Source organism: Pseudarthrobacter sp. P1 (genome assembly GCF_050156935.1).
GTDB lineage: Bacteria > Actinomycetota > Actinomycetes > Actinomycetales > Micrococcaceae > Specibacter.
The window spans coordinates 3,048,933-3,063,814 of sequence record NZ_CP189584.1 but is presented as its reverse complement, the minus strand read 5'-3'; the positions used below and the strand labels follow the sequence as shown (position 1 = coordinate 3,063,814).

General features: G+C 66.1%; 14 protein-coding genes. 6 read left to right on the top strand and 8 right to left on the bottom strand.

The window, feature by feature from the left end; all coding sequences use genetic code 11:
• From ACQCSX_RS14455 to ACQCSX_RS14430, 6 genes are all read right to left on the bottom strand, one after another.
• Positions 1–675 carry a DUF1028 domain-containing protein gene (locus tag ACQCSX_RS14455; RefSeq protein ID WP_427015981.1) on the bottom strand — a complete coding sequence of 225 codons (675 nt, stop codon included), beginning with the start codon at positions 673–675 and terminating at the stop codon, positions 1–3.
• 12 nt (positions 676–687) lie between these two features.
• Positions 688–1,128, bottom strand: a complete 441-nt coding sequence (locus ACQCSX_RS14450; RefSeq protein WP_427015980.1) for a RidA family protein — start codon at positions 1,126–1,128, stop codon at positions 688–690.
• The gene (locus tag ACQCSX_RS14445) at positions 1,128–2,591 is read right to left on the bottom strand and encodes a 4-hydroxyphenylacetate 3-hydroxylase family protein (RefSeq protein WP_427015979.1); all 1,464 of its coding nucleotides are present in this window, start codon (positions 2,589–2,591) and stop codon (positions 1,128–1,130) included. The genes ACQCSX_RS14450 and ACQCSX_RS14445 overlap by 1 nt, the downstream gene beginning before the upstream one ends.
• Entirely contained in the window at positions 2,588–3,193 is a 606-nt protein-coding gene (locus tag ACQCSX_RS14440) for a flavin reductase family protein (protein WP_427015978.1), read from the bottom strand. The genes ACQCSX_RS14445 and ACQCSX_RS14440 overlap by 4 nt, the downstream gene beginning before the upstream one ends.
• A gap of 114 nt (positions 3,194–3,307) precedes the next feature.
• Positions 3,308–4,151, bottom strand: a protein-coding gene (locus tag ACQCSX_RS14435; protein ID WP_427018933.1) for an IS5 family transposase whose coding sequence is annotated in 2 segments (ribosomal slippage) — positions 3,308–3,844 and positions 3,846–4,151 — 843 coding nt in all. Because the reading frame shifts where the segments join, the coding sequence is not laid out codon by codon here.
• Positions 4,152–4,361: 210 nt separating this feature from the next.
• Positions 4,362–5,279, bottom strand: coding sequence for a LysR family transcriptional regulator (locus ACQCSX_RS14430; RefSeq protein WP_427015977.1), 918 nt, complete (start codon positions 5,277–5,279; stop codon positions 4,362–4,364).
• Between the two features lie 107 nt (positions 5,280–5,386).
• On the opposite strand from ACQCSX_RS14430, the gene ACQCSX_RS14425 reads away from it, so the two are divergent.
• Genes ACQCSX_RS14425 through ACQCSX_RS14415 form a run of 3 tightly spaced genes read left to right on the top strand, consistent with a single transcriptional unit; the run spans position 5,387 to position 9,007 of the window.
• Positions 5,387–6,532 carry a M20 family metallopeptidase gene (locus ACQCSX_RS14425; protein WP_427015976.1) on the top strand — a complete coding sequence of 382 codons (1,146 nt, stop codon included), beginning with the start codon at positions 5,387–5,389 and terminating at the stop codon, positions 6,530–6,532.
• A 34-nt stretch (positions 6,533–6,566) separates the two neighbouring features.
• Entirely contained in the window at positions 6,567–7,442 is an 876-nt protein-coding gene (locus tag ACQCSX_RS14420) for an ABC transporter substrate-binding protein (protein WP_427015975.1), read from the top strand.
• Positions 7,443–7,444: 2 nt separating this feature from the next.
• The gene (locus ACQCSX_RS14415) at positions 7,445–9,007 is read left to right on the top strand and encodes an amino acid ABC transporter permease/ATP-binding protein (protein ID WP_427015974.1); all 1,563 of its coding nucleotides are present in this window, start codon (positions 7,445–7,447) and stop codon (positions 9,005–9,007) included.
• A gap of 513 nt (positions 9,008–9,520) precedes the next feature.
• On the opposite strand, the gene ACQCSX_RS14410 is transcribed toward ACQCSX_RS14415, so the two are convergent.
• Positions 9,521–9,655, bottom strand: coding sequence for a hypothetical protein (locus ACQCSX_RS14410; protein ID WP_427015973.1), 135 nt, complete (start codon positions 9,653–9,655; stop codon positions 9,521–9,523).
• Positions 9,656–9,744: 89 nt separating this feature from the next.
• The gene (locus ACQCSX_RS14405) at positions 9,745–10,386 is read right to left on the bottom strand and encodes a LysE/ArgO family amino acid transporter (protein WP_427015972.1); all 642 of its coding nucleotides are present in this window, start codon (positions 10,384–10,386) and stop codon (positions 9,745–9,747) included.
• A gap of 70 nt (positions 10,387–10,456) precedes the next feature.
• Here ACQCSX_RS14405 and ACQCSX_RS14400 point away from each other — a divergent pair, with 70 nt between their 5' ends.
• The 3 genes from ACQCSX_RS14400 (at position 10,457) to ACQCSX_RS14390 (ending at position 14,854) form a co-directional block, all read left to right on the top strand.
• Complete coding sequence (locus ACQCSX_RS14400; RefSeq protein ID WP_427015971.1) at positions 10,457–11,347, top strand: LysR family transcriptional regulator ArgP; 891 nt, start codon at positions 10,457–10,459, stop codon at positions 11,345–11,347.
• Positions 11,348–12,163: 816 nt separating this feature from the next.
• A complete protein-coding gene (locus ACQCSX_RS14395) occupies positions 12,164–12,313 on the top strand; it encodes a hypothetical protein (RefSeq protein ID WP_427015970.1) in 150 nt (49 codons plus the stop codon).
• A gap of 909 nt (positions 12,314–13,222) precedes the next feature.
• The gene (locus ACQCSX_RS14390) at positions 13,223–14,854 is read left to right on the top strand and encodes a putative transposase (protein ID WP_427015969.1); all 1,632 of its coding nucleotides are present in this window, start codon (positions 13,223–13,225) and stop codon (positions 14,852–14,854) included.
• Positions 14,855–14,882 lie beyond the last annotated feature (28 nt).

Here is a 14,882-nt window from a genome sequence, read left to right as displayed (position 1 = left end):
TCACAGGTCCCCCGGAACACCGTAGCTGGGGGCCGTCTCCGGGTGGACCGCGCGGGTGTAGTAGTCCAGCTTCTGCGGCTCCCACAGCGCCCACAGCTGGGCAAGGGCGGCAATCGGGTCCTCATCGTCCCAGTCCACGCGCAGGTCGGTGACGGGCCAGGCCGCCTGGTCGACGACGACGAGTCCCGCCGAGTGCTGCGGGCCCTCCTCGCCGCCGGCGTCGCGCCCGGCGGCCAGGCCCGCGAGCAGCCGGTCCTCGAAGGCGCCGGTCGCCTGGCTGTAGCCGGCCAGAATGGCATCCACGACGTCCGGGGAGGAGAGCAGGTTGCCGGCGGCCACGGCGCCGTCGCCCGCCACCGTCCGGTGCGTGCCCAGCGTCCCGGAACCGCTGAAGGAGGCGGTGCCGCCGGAGGCATCCACCACGCTGAGCTGGCGGTAGTCGATGTCCGGTGTGCCGGCCACCAGCTTGGCCATCGCCTCGTCCGCCGGGGTGCCGGCCTCGAGCAGGTCCAGCAGTTGCGCACCCAGCCCGGGATCGGTGATGTTCTGCGAGGCGGCACCGCCCACACCCTGGCGCAGGTGCACGCAGCGGGCGGCGACGGCGGGCGAGGACGAGGTGACCACCATGCCAAAGGCGCCGGTCAGCGGGTCACGGGCTACAAGGGAAAACGTCATCGGAACTCCTACTTAGTTCGCCGCGGCGGCGGTGGTGTTGGCGGAACTGCTGAGCACGGCCGTGGCATCGATCTCCACCAGCCATTCGGGCCGGGCCAGGGCGCTGACCACCAGCCCGGTGGACACCGGGAAGACGCCCTTGAGCCACTTGCCCATGGTCCGGTAGACGGGTTCACGGTAGCGCGGGTCGATCAGGTACACCGTCACCTTCACGATGTCCGCCAGCGAGCCGCCCGCCTCCTCCAGCAGCAGCTTGATGTTGGCCATCGCCTTCTCGGCCTGGGCCTCGACGTCGCCGATCCCGATGGACTCCCGGGTGTCCAGGTCCTGGCCGATCTGCCCGCGCAGGTAGACGACGCCGTTGGCCACCACCGCCTGGCACAGATCGTTGTCCAGGTTCTGCTCCGGGTACGTTTCCTTCGTGTTGAAGGTCCTGATCCTGGTGTGCGCCATCAGTCCGGCACCCCGCCCAGGATCTTGTCGGACAGGCCGGCGGAGGACTTCACCAGGTCCAGCGGACCCTCAAAGTCGAAGTTGCGGTACACCGCGCCCAGCTGGGCGAAGGGCGGGGACTGGGCAAAGAGCTGGAACGTCAGGCGGTGCCCGGCGTAGTCGCTGTTGAGCAGGTCGCGGGCAAAGGACAGCAGCTTGCGGCGGTCCTCGGAAACCCAGTTGTCGTTGATGGAGTAGAACTTCTCCAGCCACGGCGACGCCTCGGGGTTGCCGAAGGTGGCCGCATCGGGGGTGATGCAGATCTGGCCGCCGCACAGCTCGCGGGCCATGTGCATCATGGCCGGCAGCTGGGACAGGGCCGACACACGTCCCGCGTAGAGCAGCGACTGGTTGGGCATGAGCAGCCCGCCGGGGCTGGTCTCGGCATTGGCGATGGCCGCCGTGAGGTGGGCGTTGATGCCCTCGCGGTAGACGGCCAGCTGGGCCAGCTTCTCCTGGACGGCCTGCTGCTTCTCCAGCCCGGTCTGCTTCACGTTCCATAGCGCGGCGCCGATCATCAGGTCCGCCAGGTGCAGGGTGCGCTGGACAAATGGGAAGGCGCTGTAGCGGTGCAGGGTGGAGCGGATGAACGCCGCGGCCTTGGTGTGCCGGTAGAACAGCACGTCCTCCCAGGGGATCTCGACGTCGTCGAACACCACCAGGGATTCCACCTCGTCCACCCGGTTGGAGAGCGGGTAGTCCGCCGCCGGGCCCTTGCCGGCAAAGCCGTTGCGGGAGATGAACTTCAGCCCGGGCGTGCCCATGTCCATGACGAATCCGACGGCGTAGTCGGAGAGCTCGCTGTTGCCCCAGTTGGCGATGGTGGGCTTGGTGAAGGCCTGGTTGGAGTAGGCGGCGGCCGTCTCGTACTTCGCGCCGCGGACCACAATGCCGTTGTCGGTTTCGCGGACCACGTGGAGCAGCATGTCCGGGTCCTGGTCCTGCGGGGCCTTGGAGCGGTCGCCCTTGGGGTCGGTGTTGGCGGAGACGTGGAAGGGGTCCGCGGTGATCGACTTCTCGATGTGCCGGCGGATGTTCTCGGAGAAGCGCGGGTCCACCTCGTTGAGCACGTCCTGGCCGTCGTAGAGCGACCACATCTCGCCGATGGTTTCATCGCCCACCCGGGTGACCACGCCGCCGGCCTCGCGCTGGACCAGGTCCACGGCGGCCCGCTTGTCGTGCCAATCCTGCGCGGTGGTGGGCAGCCGGTTGGCGATGGCGTTCAGCTCGCCGGTGGCCTCGTCGGTGTACGTCATCACCTTCTGGGTGGCTTCCTCGTGGGCCAGGTCGTAGATCCGGGCCCGGACGTCCACGATCGGCTTGAACATCGGGTGGGTGGTGACGTCGGCCACCTTCTCCCCGTTGATCCAGACCTTGCGGCCGTCGCGGATGGACTCGCGGTATTCATCTCCGGTGCGGATCATTTGGCGTTCTCCTTAGTGTTCTTGCGGTACGTGGGGCCCGAGCCGGGGTAGTCGTCAAAGACCGACGGCGGCACGGGGAGGGGCTTGGCATAGGCCTGGGCGCTGTAGATCAGCGGGTCCCCGCCGTGGGTTTCGACGTCGGCGACGGCTCCGATGTAGATCCGGTGGGTGCCGGCCTCCACCACCTGGTGGATGGTGCAATCGAAGCTGGCGACGGCGTCGCGGATGCGCGGCGATCCGGAGGGGGCCGGCACCCATTCGCCGCAGCTGAAGTCCCACGGCTCCTTGCCGGGCCAGGGCCGGCCGGCGAAGGTGTCGGCCACGTGGTCGTGCTGGCTGCCCAGGACGTTGACGGTGAAGGTCCCGTTGGCGTGGATGGCCTCGTTGATGGGGCTGCGGCTGTTGATGCACACCAGCACCAGGCGGGGGTCCGCGGAGACGGAGCACATGGCGCTCACCGTCTGGGCGAACCGGCCCGTGGCGCCGTCGGTGGCCACCACCGTGACGCCGGTGGCCACCGCGCCCATCGCGGCGATGAACGGATCGTAGGGTCGGGCGGCGGGCGGTGCGTCCGCGGAGGTGCTATCGGCTGAAACAGTCATCGTGTGCTCCTTTGTCCTGTTGCGGAGTTGGTCTGCAATCAGTATTGGGAGCGGGCTGGATATGTGTCCAACATAACTTTCAGAGCATTGCCTTCGGTTTTTTAGATATCTCGCCTAGGGCGTGTCTCCCAATGCGGCGCTCCAGATGACGACGGCGTGCAGGACGGCCGCTGAGCGGTAGGTGAGGGCCAGTTTGTCGTAGCGGGTGGCCAGGGACCGCCATTGCTTGAGGGTGTTGAAGCTGCGCTCGACCACATTGCGCCGTTTGTAGGCGTCCCTGTCGTATCTGACGGGGCGTCCCCCGGCGGAGCCCTTGCGTTTCCGGTTGGCCTTCTGGTCGTCCTTTTCCGGGATAACGCACTCGATGCCCCGCCCGCGCAGGTACGCCCGGATTGCTTTGGAGGAATAGGCCTTGTCGGCCATGGCCCGGTCCGGGCGGGTGCGGGCCCGGCCGGGACCGGGCCTTTCTACCTTCAGGGCCTCCATGAGGTTCTCAAACATCGGCGAGTCCCCGCCCTGGCCCGGCCCCAGCAGCAGGACCAGGGGACGCATGTTGCCATCCACCAGGGCGTGGATCTTGGTGGTCAGCCCGCCGCGGGACCGGCCGATGGCATGGTCCTCAGGCTCGTCGAGCAGATTCCTGTAATTCGACAGGTCCCCCTGTGTGGCGGGGCAGGTTCGTGCCGTGCTGGTGGGCACGGTTGACCGTGGAGTCGATCGAGACCTCCCAGTTGATCAGCCCGGCCGTGTCCGCGCGGGTCAGCAACGCCGCCAGGACCTTGTCCCAGGTCCCGTTGGCGGCGTTGCGGCGGTGGTGCTTCCACACGGTCTTCCACGACCCGAAATAGGCAGGGAGATCACGCCATGGGATCCCTGCCCGGTAGCGGTAGATGATGCCCTCGGTCATCAGCCGGTGGTCGTTGAAGGGTCGGCCCGGTTTCCCCGACGAATCGGGCATCAACGGGGCAATGGACTCCCACTGGGCATCGGACAACACGGAATAGCGAGAAGGCACCCATCAATCATGCCAAACCGCAAAACCACTGATTAGGAGACACACCCTAGGGCGGATGGTCCCGCCGGCCGTGCTGCGGATGGGGGCCGGGCACGCCGAGGGGCGGAGGAGCGCTGGACGGCCCGGAGGCGGGGAACCCGGGAGAAAGCCTGGCTACGCCCTGGCGCCCAGCGACGTCCGGCATTGGTCGATGAAGGCCACGGCCCGGCGGGTCAGCCGCACGCCGTTCAGGTGCACGGCGCCCACGTTGAGCCCGGGCAGCGCGCCGGTCAGCGGCCGGGTGACAAAGCCCAGGCCCTCGTAGCTCATGTTGATGTTGGTCCGCTGGCTCAGGATGGAATAGCCCAGGCCGCGGGCCACCAGGGCCCTGACCATCTCGAAGCTGGTGGTGCGGTAGCGGATGTTCGGCGCCAGGTTCTCCGCCGCGAAGAAGGACAGGAAGTAGTCCCCGCCCGGCGGCAGGTCGAAGAGGATCAGCGGCTGCGGGGCCAGCTCCTTGAGCGAGAGCGTCTCGCGGCTGGCCAGCTCATGGCGTTCCGGCAGGATGACGTAGGGCGGCGTGGAGACCACCACGGTGACCGCCAGGTCCTTGGCCAGGTGGCCCTTGCCGAAGTCGTATTCATACAGGATGGCCAAATCCAGCGAGCCGTCGCGCAGCTGCTCCTCCATCTGGGCGTGCGATCCCTCGATGAAGCTCAGGTCCACAGCCGGATGGTTCTTGGTGAAGTCCGCAATGACGCGCGGCAGCAGGATGGGCGCCAGCGTGCTGTAGCAGCCCACCACCAGCTTGCCGGAGAGCGATTCGCTGGATTCCCGGGCCGAATTGCGCAGATCCTCCATGCCGGACAGCAGCCTGCGGGCATCCGTCAGCACCTGCTGGCCCACATTGGTCAGCGACAGGCCGCGCGGATGCCGGATGAAAATCTGCACACCGAGGGCCTCCTCCAGGTCCGTCAACGCCGTCGAAACGGCCGACTGGGAAAGGTAGACGCGTGCCGCGGCGGCCGTTACACTTCCCGTTTCCGCGGCCGCGATCAGGTACTCAAGTTGGCGCAAACTGACGTTAGACATCGATTAAACCGAAACCCTTCTTCGAATACATCTGTTTTACACGGTGTGTGATCCACTGCATAGTCGATCTCAGCGCCATCGCAGTCGCCAGACCCAAGGAGAAGACCATGATCGATCCCGATCTTCAGCTTTTGTTCGACACCCTCGCCATCGATTCGACGTGGGGGCTTGAGCGGGAGCTGGCCGAGTTCATGGCCGAGCAGATGCGCTCATGGGGCGTGGACGACGTCGAATTGGTCGAGTCCATGCCCGGCCGGCCCAGTGTTGGCGGGCGGATCCGCGGTACAGGCGGTGGAAAATCACTGATCCTCAACGGGCACCTGGACATCTACGAAACCTCGCCGGATTGGACCAAGGACCCCTTCGGACCCGAGGTCGAAGACGGCCGGGTGTACGGGGCCGGAATTGCCGACATGAAGGCGGCGACGACGGCGGCCCTGGCCGTCATGCGGCGCATCGCCACCTCCGGCGAGCGCCCGCGCGGCGACGTAATATTCCAGGGAGTTTCGTGCCATTTTGAGGGCGGCGTGGGCACCCGCTCGCTGCTGGAGGCCGGTTTCACCGCCGATGCCGCCATCTGCGGCGAGCCCACCGACAACACCATTGGCACCGTGCACCGCGGCGCCGCGTACCTGAAGATCACCACCTTTGGAAAGCAGGCGCACACCTCCGCCAAGGAGATGGGCCTAAACGCCATCGAAACCATGGAACCCATCCTCGTGGCGATGCGGGAGCTGGAGGGCGCCATGCCCTACACCCCGCACCCGGACCTCCCGGGCGGCCCCAACCTGAACATCGGCACCATCCGCGGCGGCACCAAGCACAACCAGGTGCCCGACCGCTGCGAAATGACCTGCGACATCCGCCTGCTGCCGTCCCAGGACCCCTATGACGTCAAGCTGCAGGTCGAGCAAATGATCAGCAACCTCAAGGCCACCGATCCCCGCATCCAGGCCACCGTGGAATTCAGCGACCACTGGCTCAGCGGCCCGCGGCTGCCCTACGAGATCGACCGTTCCTCCGACATCTCCACCACCGTCGCGGCCGCCGTCGCCGCCACGGGCACAGAACCCGTGTACCAGGGCATCCAGTTCTGGACAGACATGGTGCCGCTGAAGCAGTTCGGCATCCCCGCCGTCAACGTTGGCCCCGGCACCCCGCCCTACAGCTGGGCCGATGAATGGGTCGAGCTGGCCAAATACCGGCAAATCATCGACGTCTACGCCAACGCCGTCAACCTCTGGTGCAAGTAAGCGCTCCCCCTAAGCGAAAAGGAAGTTTGCTCCCATGAAAAACCTCACCCGCATCTCCGTTCTCACCGGCGCAGCCCTGGCCGCGGCTCTCACCCTCTCCGCCTGCGGCGGGTCCGCCCCGGCCGCCGACGCCAGCAAGGAGGCCAGCAAGGCCCCCTCGGTGGCCACCAACACCTCCGGCGTCCTGAACGTCGGCATCGACCTGACCTACCCGCCGTACGACATGCTGACCGACGGCAAGCCCGCCGGCTTCGACGTTGACGTGATGAACGCCGTCGCCGCCGACCTGGGCCTCAAGCCGCAGTATTCCGACACCCGGTTTGCCCAGATCGTTGCGGGCATCAAGGCCGACCGCTACGACGTCATTGCCTCCACCCTGTATGTCTCCTCCGCCCGCAGCAAGGAAGTGGACTTTGTCCCCTACTTCCAGACCGGCAACTCGATTGTGGTCGGCAAGGACGCCGCGCCGCTGACCGATGCCCAGTCGCTGTGCGGCAAGAAGGTTTCGGTTGTCACGGCGACGGTGATCGCCAAGCTCATGACCACCACCGAGAGCGATAAGTGCAAGACCAACGGCAAGGACGCCATCACCGTCCAGGAGTTCCCCACGGACCCGGAGGCCACCCAGGCCCTGCTGTCGAACCAGGTTGACGCCCAGATGACCGACGCCGCCGTGGCGACGACGGTGGTCAGCAAGTCCAACGGCCGCGTGAAGATCAGCTCCGACGCCCTCATCTACCCCGTCGCCGTCGGCCTCGCCGTCCAGAAGGGCAACACGGAACTGCAGACGGCCCTGACCAAGAGCCTGGAGAACCTGAAGACCGCCGGCACCTACGCCGCCATCCTGAAGCAGTACAACCTTGAGCCCGTCGACCCCGCGGTGCTGGCCGAATCCCTGAAGCAGGGCTAGCCATGACCTTCGACTGGGCCTACACCTTCTCCCTCTTTGGCGATCCAGAACTCTGGAAGGCCGCCGGCGTCGTCGTCGTCCTGAGCGTTCTCGCCTGGTTCATTGCGAACATCGCGGGCATCCTCCTGGCGTTGATGAAGGAATCGCGGTCGAAACTGCTCTCCAGGGTTGCCGGCCTCTACGTCTGGCTGTTCCGCTCGCTCCCGCTGCTGGTCCTGCTGGTCTTCGCCTACAACATCCCGCAGGTCTTCCCGGCCACCCAGGTCATCCTGGGCTCCTCGTTCAACGCGGCGCTCATTGCGCTGGTCCTGAGCGAGGCGGCGTACATGGCCGAGATCCACCGCGGCGGTCTGCTGGCCGTCTCCATCGACCAGCGCGAGGCGGCGCGCGCCCTGGGCCTGCCGTACGGGCACGTCCAGCGGCACGTGGTGATTCCGCAGGCCTTCCGGATCGCGCTCCCCGCGCTGGGCAACGAGTTTGTCTCCATCCTGAAGCTGACCTCGCTGGCCAGCGTGATCTCCCTCCAGGAGATCCTGCTGGTGGGCCAGCGCCTGTACACGCAGAACTTCCTGGTGCTGGAAACCCTGCTGGCCGTCGCCGTCTTCTACGTCCTGCTGGTGACGGTCTTCGACCAGCTCCGGGCCCTGCTGGAGCGCAAGCTCGACGTCAACCGGCGCCGGCCCGCACTGCAGACTGAACCGGAGTGCGCCGAGGACCTTCGGGTGGTCCGGGGCCGCGAGCGCCGGCCGCACGACGGCGAGAAGTTGGTCCACGCCCAGGGCGTGACCAAGTCCTTCCACGGCAACCAGGTGCTCAAGGGCGTCGACGTCGATGTCCACGCCGGCGAGGTGGTGGTGGTGATCGGCCCGTCCGGTTCCGGCAAGACCACGCTGGTGCGCACGCTGAACCACCTGGAGCCGGCCGACGGCGGCGTGATCGAGGTCAACGGCCAGCTGCTGGGCAACAAGCACGGTGCCCAGGGGCGGATCGTGGCGCTGTCCGACAAGGACATCTCGCTCCAGCGGCGCAACGTGGGCATGGTATTCCAGCGGTTCAACCTCTTCCCGCACAAGACAGTTCTGGAAAACGTGACCCTGGCGCCCGTCCAGCTGCGGCAGATGTCCAGCGCCGAGGCCGAGGCCTTCGGCATGGAACTGCTGGGCAAGGTGGGCATGTCCGCCCACGCCAAGAAGTACCCGCACCAGCTCTCCGGCGGCCAGCAGCAGCGTGTTGCCATCGCCCGGGCCCTGGCCATGAAGCCGTCCGTGATGCTCTTCGACGAGCCCACCTCGGCGCTTGACCCGGAGCTGGTCCAGGAGGTGCTCTCCGTCATCGCCGACCTGGCGCAGGAGGGCATCACCATGGTGATCGTCACGCACGAAATGAAGCTGGCCCGCGACGTGGCGGACTGGGTGGTCTTCATGGAGGAGGGCTCCGTGGGCCAGCAGGGCCCGCCGGAATCGGTCTTCGGCCCCAACGCCGATCCCCGCATCAAGCGGTTTGTCCAGACCGTCTCCGACGTCCCCATCGACGCCGTCCCCGTGGTGGCGGCACTTACGCCTTAGGCAAGCAAGCGTCCGGCGCCCCCATCAGGGGGCACCGGACGCTCTGCTATGCCGGTGTTCGACCGAGCGAGGAACGAGCGCGCGGAGATCCCCGCAACCCCGCCCCCCCCGTCACCACCACCGATGCCCGCACTCCGCATTCTGGCAGGCCCACTTCGCCGCGCCCGATTCCCGCTCCCCGGTCCGCGGATTCACCCGCTCTTCCATCGGAACCACGCACCCGGCAAATTCCGTCGTCGGATTCTCCGCCCAAGCACCCGACCCCACCATCCCGTACACAATCGGCCACGCCTCATACCCGCAGACCGGGCACGTCCTGGTCCTGCTCTTCTTCGCTGATGAAGTCATCGCCCTAAGCTATCCCCGCCCACCGACACAATCGGTGGGCGAGCCTGGGGCCAAGAAACCCCAAGCAAAAGGCGGCCGGCCTCAGATTGAGGCCGGCCGCCTTTTATCACTAAAAGAACATAAATCGCCGCAATTAAATTGCGCTACGAATTCAGAGCAGAAAAACTACCGCGCGCCCTTGCGCCGCTTGGGCATCAGCTCGCCCTCAGCGGCCGACCGCTCCCGCTTGTCGGCACGCTTTTCCTTAATGGACTTTCCCTGTTTTTTGACGTTCGAGACCTGGGGTGACTTTCCGGACATGACAGCTCCTTTTCCAACCAGAAATTGATTCCGTCTAAAAGACCATACCCGTTAATAAATATAAATCCAGTCGCCAAGGTCCCTCCCCGCTACACCCCCAGCGCCATCTTCACGCCCAGGGCCACCATCACCACCGCGATGATCCCGTCCAGCACCCGCCAGGCCCGCGGCTTCGCGAACACCGGCCGCAGGAACCGTGCGCCAAATCCCAGCGCACTGAACCAGAGCACGCTCCCCAGCGCCGCCCCCGCGCCAAACCACCAGCGCAGCTCCGGCCCCTGCTGGTTCGCCACCGACCCCAGCAGTAGCACGGTGTCCAGATACACGTGCGGGTTCAGCCACGTCAATGCCAGTACCGTTGCCAGCACCGGACCCAGCGGTGGGTGAGCGCCCGGTGGTCGAGCCTGTCGAGACCCGGAAGCGGTGAGTGCCCCCGGATGCACCGCCCGCTTGGCCGCCAGCACCCCGTAAGCCACCAGGAACGCCGCCCCCAGCAGCCGGATCACCACGACGACGGCGGGAACCGCCGTGATCACGACGCCGATGCCCGCAATGCCGGCCGCGATCAGCAGCGCATCCGAAATCGCGCAGACCAGCACCACCGGGAGCACGTGTTCGCCGCGGATGCCCTGGCGCAGCACAAAGGCGTTTTGGGCGCCGATGGCAATGATCAGAGCCAGTCCGGTGCCAAGCCCCAAGCCCGCCGCGGAGAGAAGTTCAGAAGGATTCACAACAATCGACGCTACGGCGTGCACCATGATGAGTACAGCTAATGATTCTTGGGATAGCTAAGGAAAACTTATGGTCCACTTCCAGTCGGAACACCTGCGCACCTTTGCCTCCGTCGTCGAGGCCGGCACCTTCGACGCCGCCGCGGGTGCCCTGCACGTCACGGCCTCCGCCGTGTCGCAGCGCATCAAGGCCATGGAGCAGACGGCGGGGCAAGTTCTGCTGCGGCGCACCACGCCCGTCCAGCCCACGGCCGCCGGGGAAACGGTGCTGCGCTTGGCCCGGCAGCTGCGCCTACTCGAGCAGGACACAGCCGCCGAGCTGGGGATGAACGGCCTCGGCAGCTCCGCACCCATTCCGTTGGTGGTCAATGCCGATTCACTGGCCACCTGGTTCCTTGAGGCCTTGGCTGCGCTGTCGCCGGAGGCCGGCTACACCTTTGAGATCCTGCGCGAGGACGAGGCGCATTCCACCGCATTGCTGCGCTCGGGCGCCGTCATGGCGGCGGTGACGTCCACCCCGGACGCCGTCCAGGGCTGCAGCGTGGTGCCATTGGGCGCGCTGCGGTACCGCGCCGTGGCCAGTCCAGGGTTCATGGACCGCTGGCTGCCCGACGGCGCCACCTCCGAAGCGTTTGACCTGGCGCCCGTGGTCCAGTTCGACCGCTCGGACTCCTTGCAAGACCGCTTCTTCCGTGAGCGCACCGGCGGGAAGATCACCGCGCCGCAGCACTACATTCCAGACCCGGCCGAGTTTGCCCACGCCACCCTGCTCGGCCTGGGCTGGGCCCTGCTGCCCGAACAACACTGCCTCGAAAACCTGGCCGACGGGACCCTTGTGGAACTGTTTCCCGGCACACCCACCGACGTCGCCCTCTATTGGCAGCGCTGGAAGCTCCACTCCCCCGCCCTCGACCAGCTCACCGACGCCGTCCGCGCCGCGGCCGCGAAGGCGCTGCGCTGACGCCCGGCGATCGAGCTTGTCGAGATCCCGAAGCCGAAACCCTCGCTGGTCGAGACTGTCGAGACCCGGCCGCACTTGAACTCGGGTACGGCATCCAAATTCCTCGCCAGATTCTTAGAAGTCATGTGAAACAAGCATGAGAGCTTTGCCCCGGTCTAGAATTTCGGCATGATCCTTGGGCCGGAACCGACGGCACTATTGGTCGTAGCAATAGTTGTTGTCGCCATAATCCTTGTAGTCCTCGTTGCTATTGCAGTGCATGTCAACATCAAGGAAAATGCCAACAACCGTCCGACGCCTTTCGATGTGGCGCCACGACATCCAGTTTCCCCGCAATACCAGCCTTCGACAACAAGGGCCGTTCCCACCTACTTCCAGCCACCTCCACCGCTTCCGCCCACCACTACTCAGGCGCCAACGCCCAGCTCGAGCCCAGTAGCAGCGGGCGCATCGCCGACACCGCCCATCCGGCCAATTCCGGGACCGTCCAGTCCACCAGCTCCTGGGCGTCAAAGTGGGATGTCGTCCGTTGCTCCCCCGAATATTGTCACTAGGACGTCAGAGAATCCCTCTAGGCAACACATCTTCGATCCGTTTGAAAACATGGAACGATCATGGACCAAGGCCGAGCAGTTCCGGCTCGTCAGGGAATACCAACACGGACTAAACATCCGCGAAATCGCCGAGTCGATGCGAATCGACCAGCGCCAAGTTGCTATCAAACTGCTTCGGTTGTTATTCATCCCCGAAGGAAATATTGATGACGGGGCCTCAGCCGCGCGACACGGCATGCGATACAAAGAATGAATCTGAGCCATGCTCCACGTCCTCGCCCAAGGCGGATCCATCCAGGAAATCGCGCGCGAGGTCGATAGGACGCAGCTCGGTACGGCTTGGAAGCTCTTCAACATCCACGCCGTCAAAGTCCCTTCCCGCCTCCTCGAGGGCGCTGCTGAAGAACTCTAGCGTTGATGCCTAGGGGCACTTTGGCGAACTCAGAGACGGTTGTTGGGAGCTGGCACATGTGCAAACAGTCATCATGAAGAATGACGCTTTCACGGTCGTCACAAACATTCCCAACTTGCTACCCAAGCCAACAAGGAGCTGAACCCTCGTCTGTCTGAAGGACTGTTGGACCACAATGCTCATGTCCAGCGCCTATGCGGGTGCGGGTCCTTTGCTCATTCAGCTGGCGCATACCGAGGGTTGCGCATGCAGCACCAGGGCTCCGGACATGGCTGTGTGGGGTTTTGGGGCGTTCGTTGATTTTTCGGGGTTTTCGACGGATGAAGGGATGTTAATCATGTCCATTTTGCGATAAAATAAGGTTAGTAACTTGTCGTGTGTTGAAGGATGGAATGATGGCTTTCATGACTGCCCAGCCGCCCCTGCCCACGGTGATGGTCCCGGCTGCCGTACCGGTGGGATTGGCGGTGTCCCTGGTGGAGGACGCCCGGGGCGGGGAAGTCTACATTCGTGGGCAGCTGAGCGACGTCTGGGATGGCGGCGATGCGGCAGCGCGCCGCTGGGCCGCCGTGAAACTCGTGCGCCTCCGTGCCGCCTCCCTGGCGGAAATTGCCGCGGCTTTTGGTGTTTCGCCAGTGTCGGTGTGGCAGTGGGGCCAGCTCGTCGCCGGCGGCGGCGTGGCGGCCCTGGCCCAGGGGAAGAAGGGACCGAAGGGCCCGTCCCGGCTCGGCCGGGAGGTGGTCGGCCGGATAGTGGCCCTGCGTGCGCAGCATCGGTCGCTGCGTGCCATCGGCGCGGAGGTGGGGGTCTCGGAATTCAGTGTCCGCCGCGCCCTGAAACTCGCCGCGGACCGGGGCACCAGCGGCTGCGGAACCAGCCGCGCCGGCGCCGGATGCCCGACAGCCGGAATTGCCGATCCTGCCGGCACCTGTGGCCCGCGCCGCCGAACGCGCCGCCGCCGGAGAGCTGGAGGCCGCGTCCCCGGTGTTTGCCGCGGCCGCCCGGGTTCCCCATGCCGGGTTGTTCCTGGCCTTCCCCGCCCTGGAAGCAAGCGGCCTGCTCGAAGGTGCGAAAGCCGTCTACGGGTCGTTGCCCAACGGCTTCTACGGCCTGGAGAGCATCCTGGTGGATGCGGTGCTCCGCGCCCTGGCCGGGGAAGCGCGGGCCGAGGGCGCAACCCGCTTCAACCCGGCGGACCTGGGACGGGTTCTGGGCCTGGACCGCGCCCCGGAAGTGAAGACCATCCGCCGGCGCCTCGGCCAGCTCGCCGAGACCGGCAAGGCACAGGAGCTGATCGCCGCCCTGGCTGCCCACCACCTCACATCCACCGGCCCGGGCGGGGAAAACCTCGCCGCGGTCCTCTACGTTGACGGGCACGTGCGCGCCTACCAGGGCACGAAGAAGATCGGGAAGCTGTACTCGACCCGGTTGAAGTTCCCGGTCCCGGCGACCGAGGAAACCTGGGTCGCCGACGCCCACGGCTCACCCGTGTTCGTGGTCATGGCCGAACCCGGCGCGTCCCTGGCCGGGGAACTCCGAGCCCTCCTGCCCGAACTGCGCACCGCCGTCGGCGACGGGCGGCGGGTGCTGGTGGGTTTTGACCAGGGCGGCTGGTCACCGGCCCTCTTCGCGCACATGGCCGGGGCCGGCTTCGACGTGCTGACCTGGCGCAAGGGCGCGACACCCGACCTTGGGGAGGCCCTGTTCACCGGGGTCGCCCACACCGACGAACACGGGGAAACGAGGACCTGGTTCGCGGCGGACACGCTCGTGGACCTGCCCCTGGCCGCCACGAAGACGACCGGGGAGGTCTTCCAAATGCGTCAGATCAGCCGGATCGTGCCCACCAAAGGTGGCGGGACCCGGCAAATCCACCTCCTGACCACCGACCTGAACCTGAACGCCGGGGAGGCGATCCACCGGCTCGGGGCCAGGTGGCGGCAGGAAAACCAGTTCCGCTACGCCCGCATGCACTTCGACCTTGACTCCCACGACTCCTACGCCGGCACGGACGATGACCCGGAGCGGATGGTCCCCAACCCCGCCAGGGCCCGGGCCTACCAAAAAGTCCTCGCCGCCAGAAAGCACCATGCCGAGGCAGCAGCCGAGGCCGACGCTGCTCTGCTGGCCCTGAAAAACCCGCCGGCAGGGACGAACGAGGTCACGGTCACCAATGCCATGATCAACCAGGCCAAGGCACCCCTCTGGGGGGCCGAAACTGCCCTGACCACCGCGGAGGCAGCCCACCAGCGCCTCCCGCAAAGGGTCCGGCTCGGGGACCTGGCCCCCGGCCAGCAAGTGGCGGACACCGAAACCAAACTCATCACCCACGCCATCCGAATGGCCGCCTACAATGCCGCGATGACCCTCGCGAGGGAAATACGCACCAACACCGGCTACGCCAAAGCCACCAACGAAGCCCACGCGCTCATCCGCCAGGCCTTCCACCAGTCCGGGGACATCGACCCGACCGTTCCCGGCCACCTGACGATTCGCCTGGACCCGCTGCCAACGAAGCTGTGTTTCGTCAAGTCTAAGTAGGCCGTTTCAGCGCTAAGAATTAGGCCAC

Excerpts from the sequence above, each read along its gene's own strand:
- ACQCSX_RS14415 (WP_427015974.1), top strand. The coding sequence starts at position 7,445 with ATGACCTTCGACTGGGCCTACACCTTCTCCCTCTTTGGCGATCCAGAA.
- ACQCSX_RS14410 (WP_427015973.1), bottom strand. The coding sequence starts at position 9,655 with ATGTCCGGAAAGTCACCCCAGGTCTCGAACGTCAAAAAACAGGGAAAG.
- ACQCSX_RS14400 (WP_427015971.1), top strand. The coding sequence starts at position 10,457 with ATGGTCCACTTCCAGTCGGAACACCTGCGCACCTTTGCCTCCGTCGTC.
- ACQCSX_RS14455 (WP_427015981.1), bottom strand. The coding sequence starts at position 675 with ATGACGTTTTCCCTTGTAGCCCGTGACCCGCTGACCGGCGCCTTTGGC.
- ACQCSX_RS14440 (WP_427015978.1), bottom strand. The coding sequence starts at position 3,193 with ATGACTGTTTCAGCCGATAGCACCTCCGCGGACGCACCGCCCGCCGCC.
- ACQCSX_RS14445 (WP_427015979.1), bottom strand. The coding sequence starts at position 2,591 with ATGATCCGCACCGGAGATGAATACCGCGAGTCCATCCGCGACGGCCGC.
- ACQCSX_RS14430 (WP_427015977.1), bottom strand. The coding sequence starts at position 5,279 with ATGTCTAACGTCAGTTTGCGCCAACTTGAGTACCTGATCGCGGCCGCG.
- ACQCSX_RS14425 (WP_427015976.1), top strand. The coding sequence starts at position 5,387 with ATGATCGATCCCGATCTTCAGCTTTTGTTCGACACCCTCGCCATCGAT.
- ACQCSX_RS14420 (WP_427015975.1), top strand. The coding sequence starts at position 6,567 with ATGAAAAACCTCACCCGCATCTCCGTTCTCACCGGCGCAGCCCTGGCC.
- ACQCSX_RS14395 (WP_427015970.1), top strand. The coding sequence starts at position 12,164 with ATGCTCCACGTCCTCGCCCAAGGCGGATCCATCCAGGAAATCGCGCGC.
- ACQCSX_RS14450 (WP_427015980.1), bottom strand. The coding sequence starts at position 1,128 with ATGGCGCACACCAGGATCAGGACCTTCAACACGAAGGAAACGTACCCG.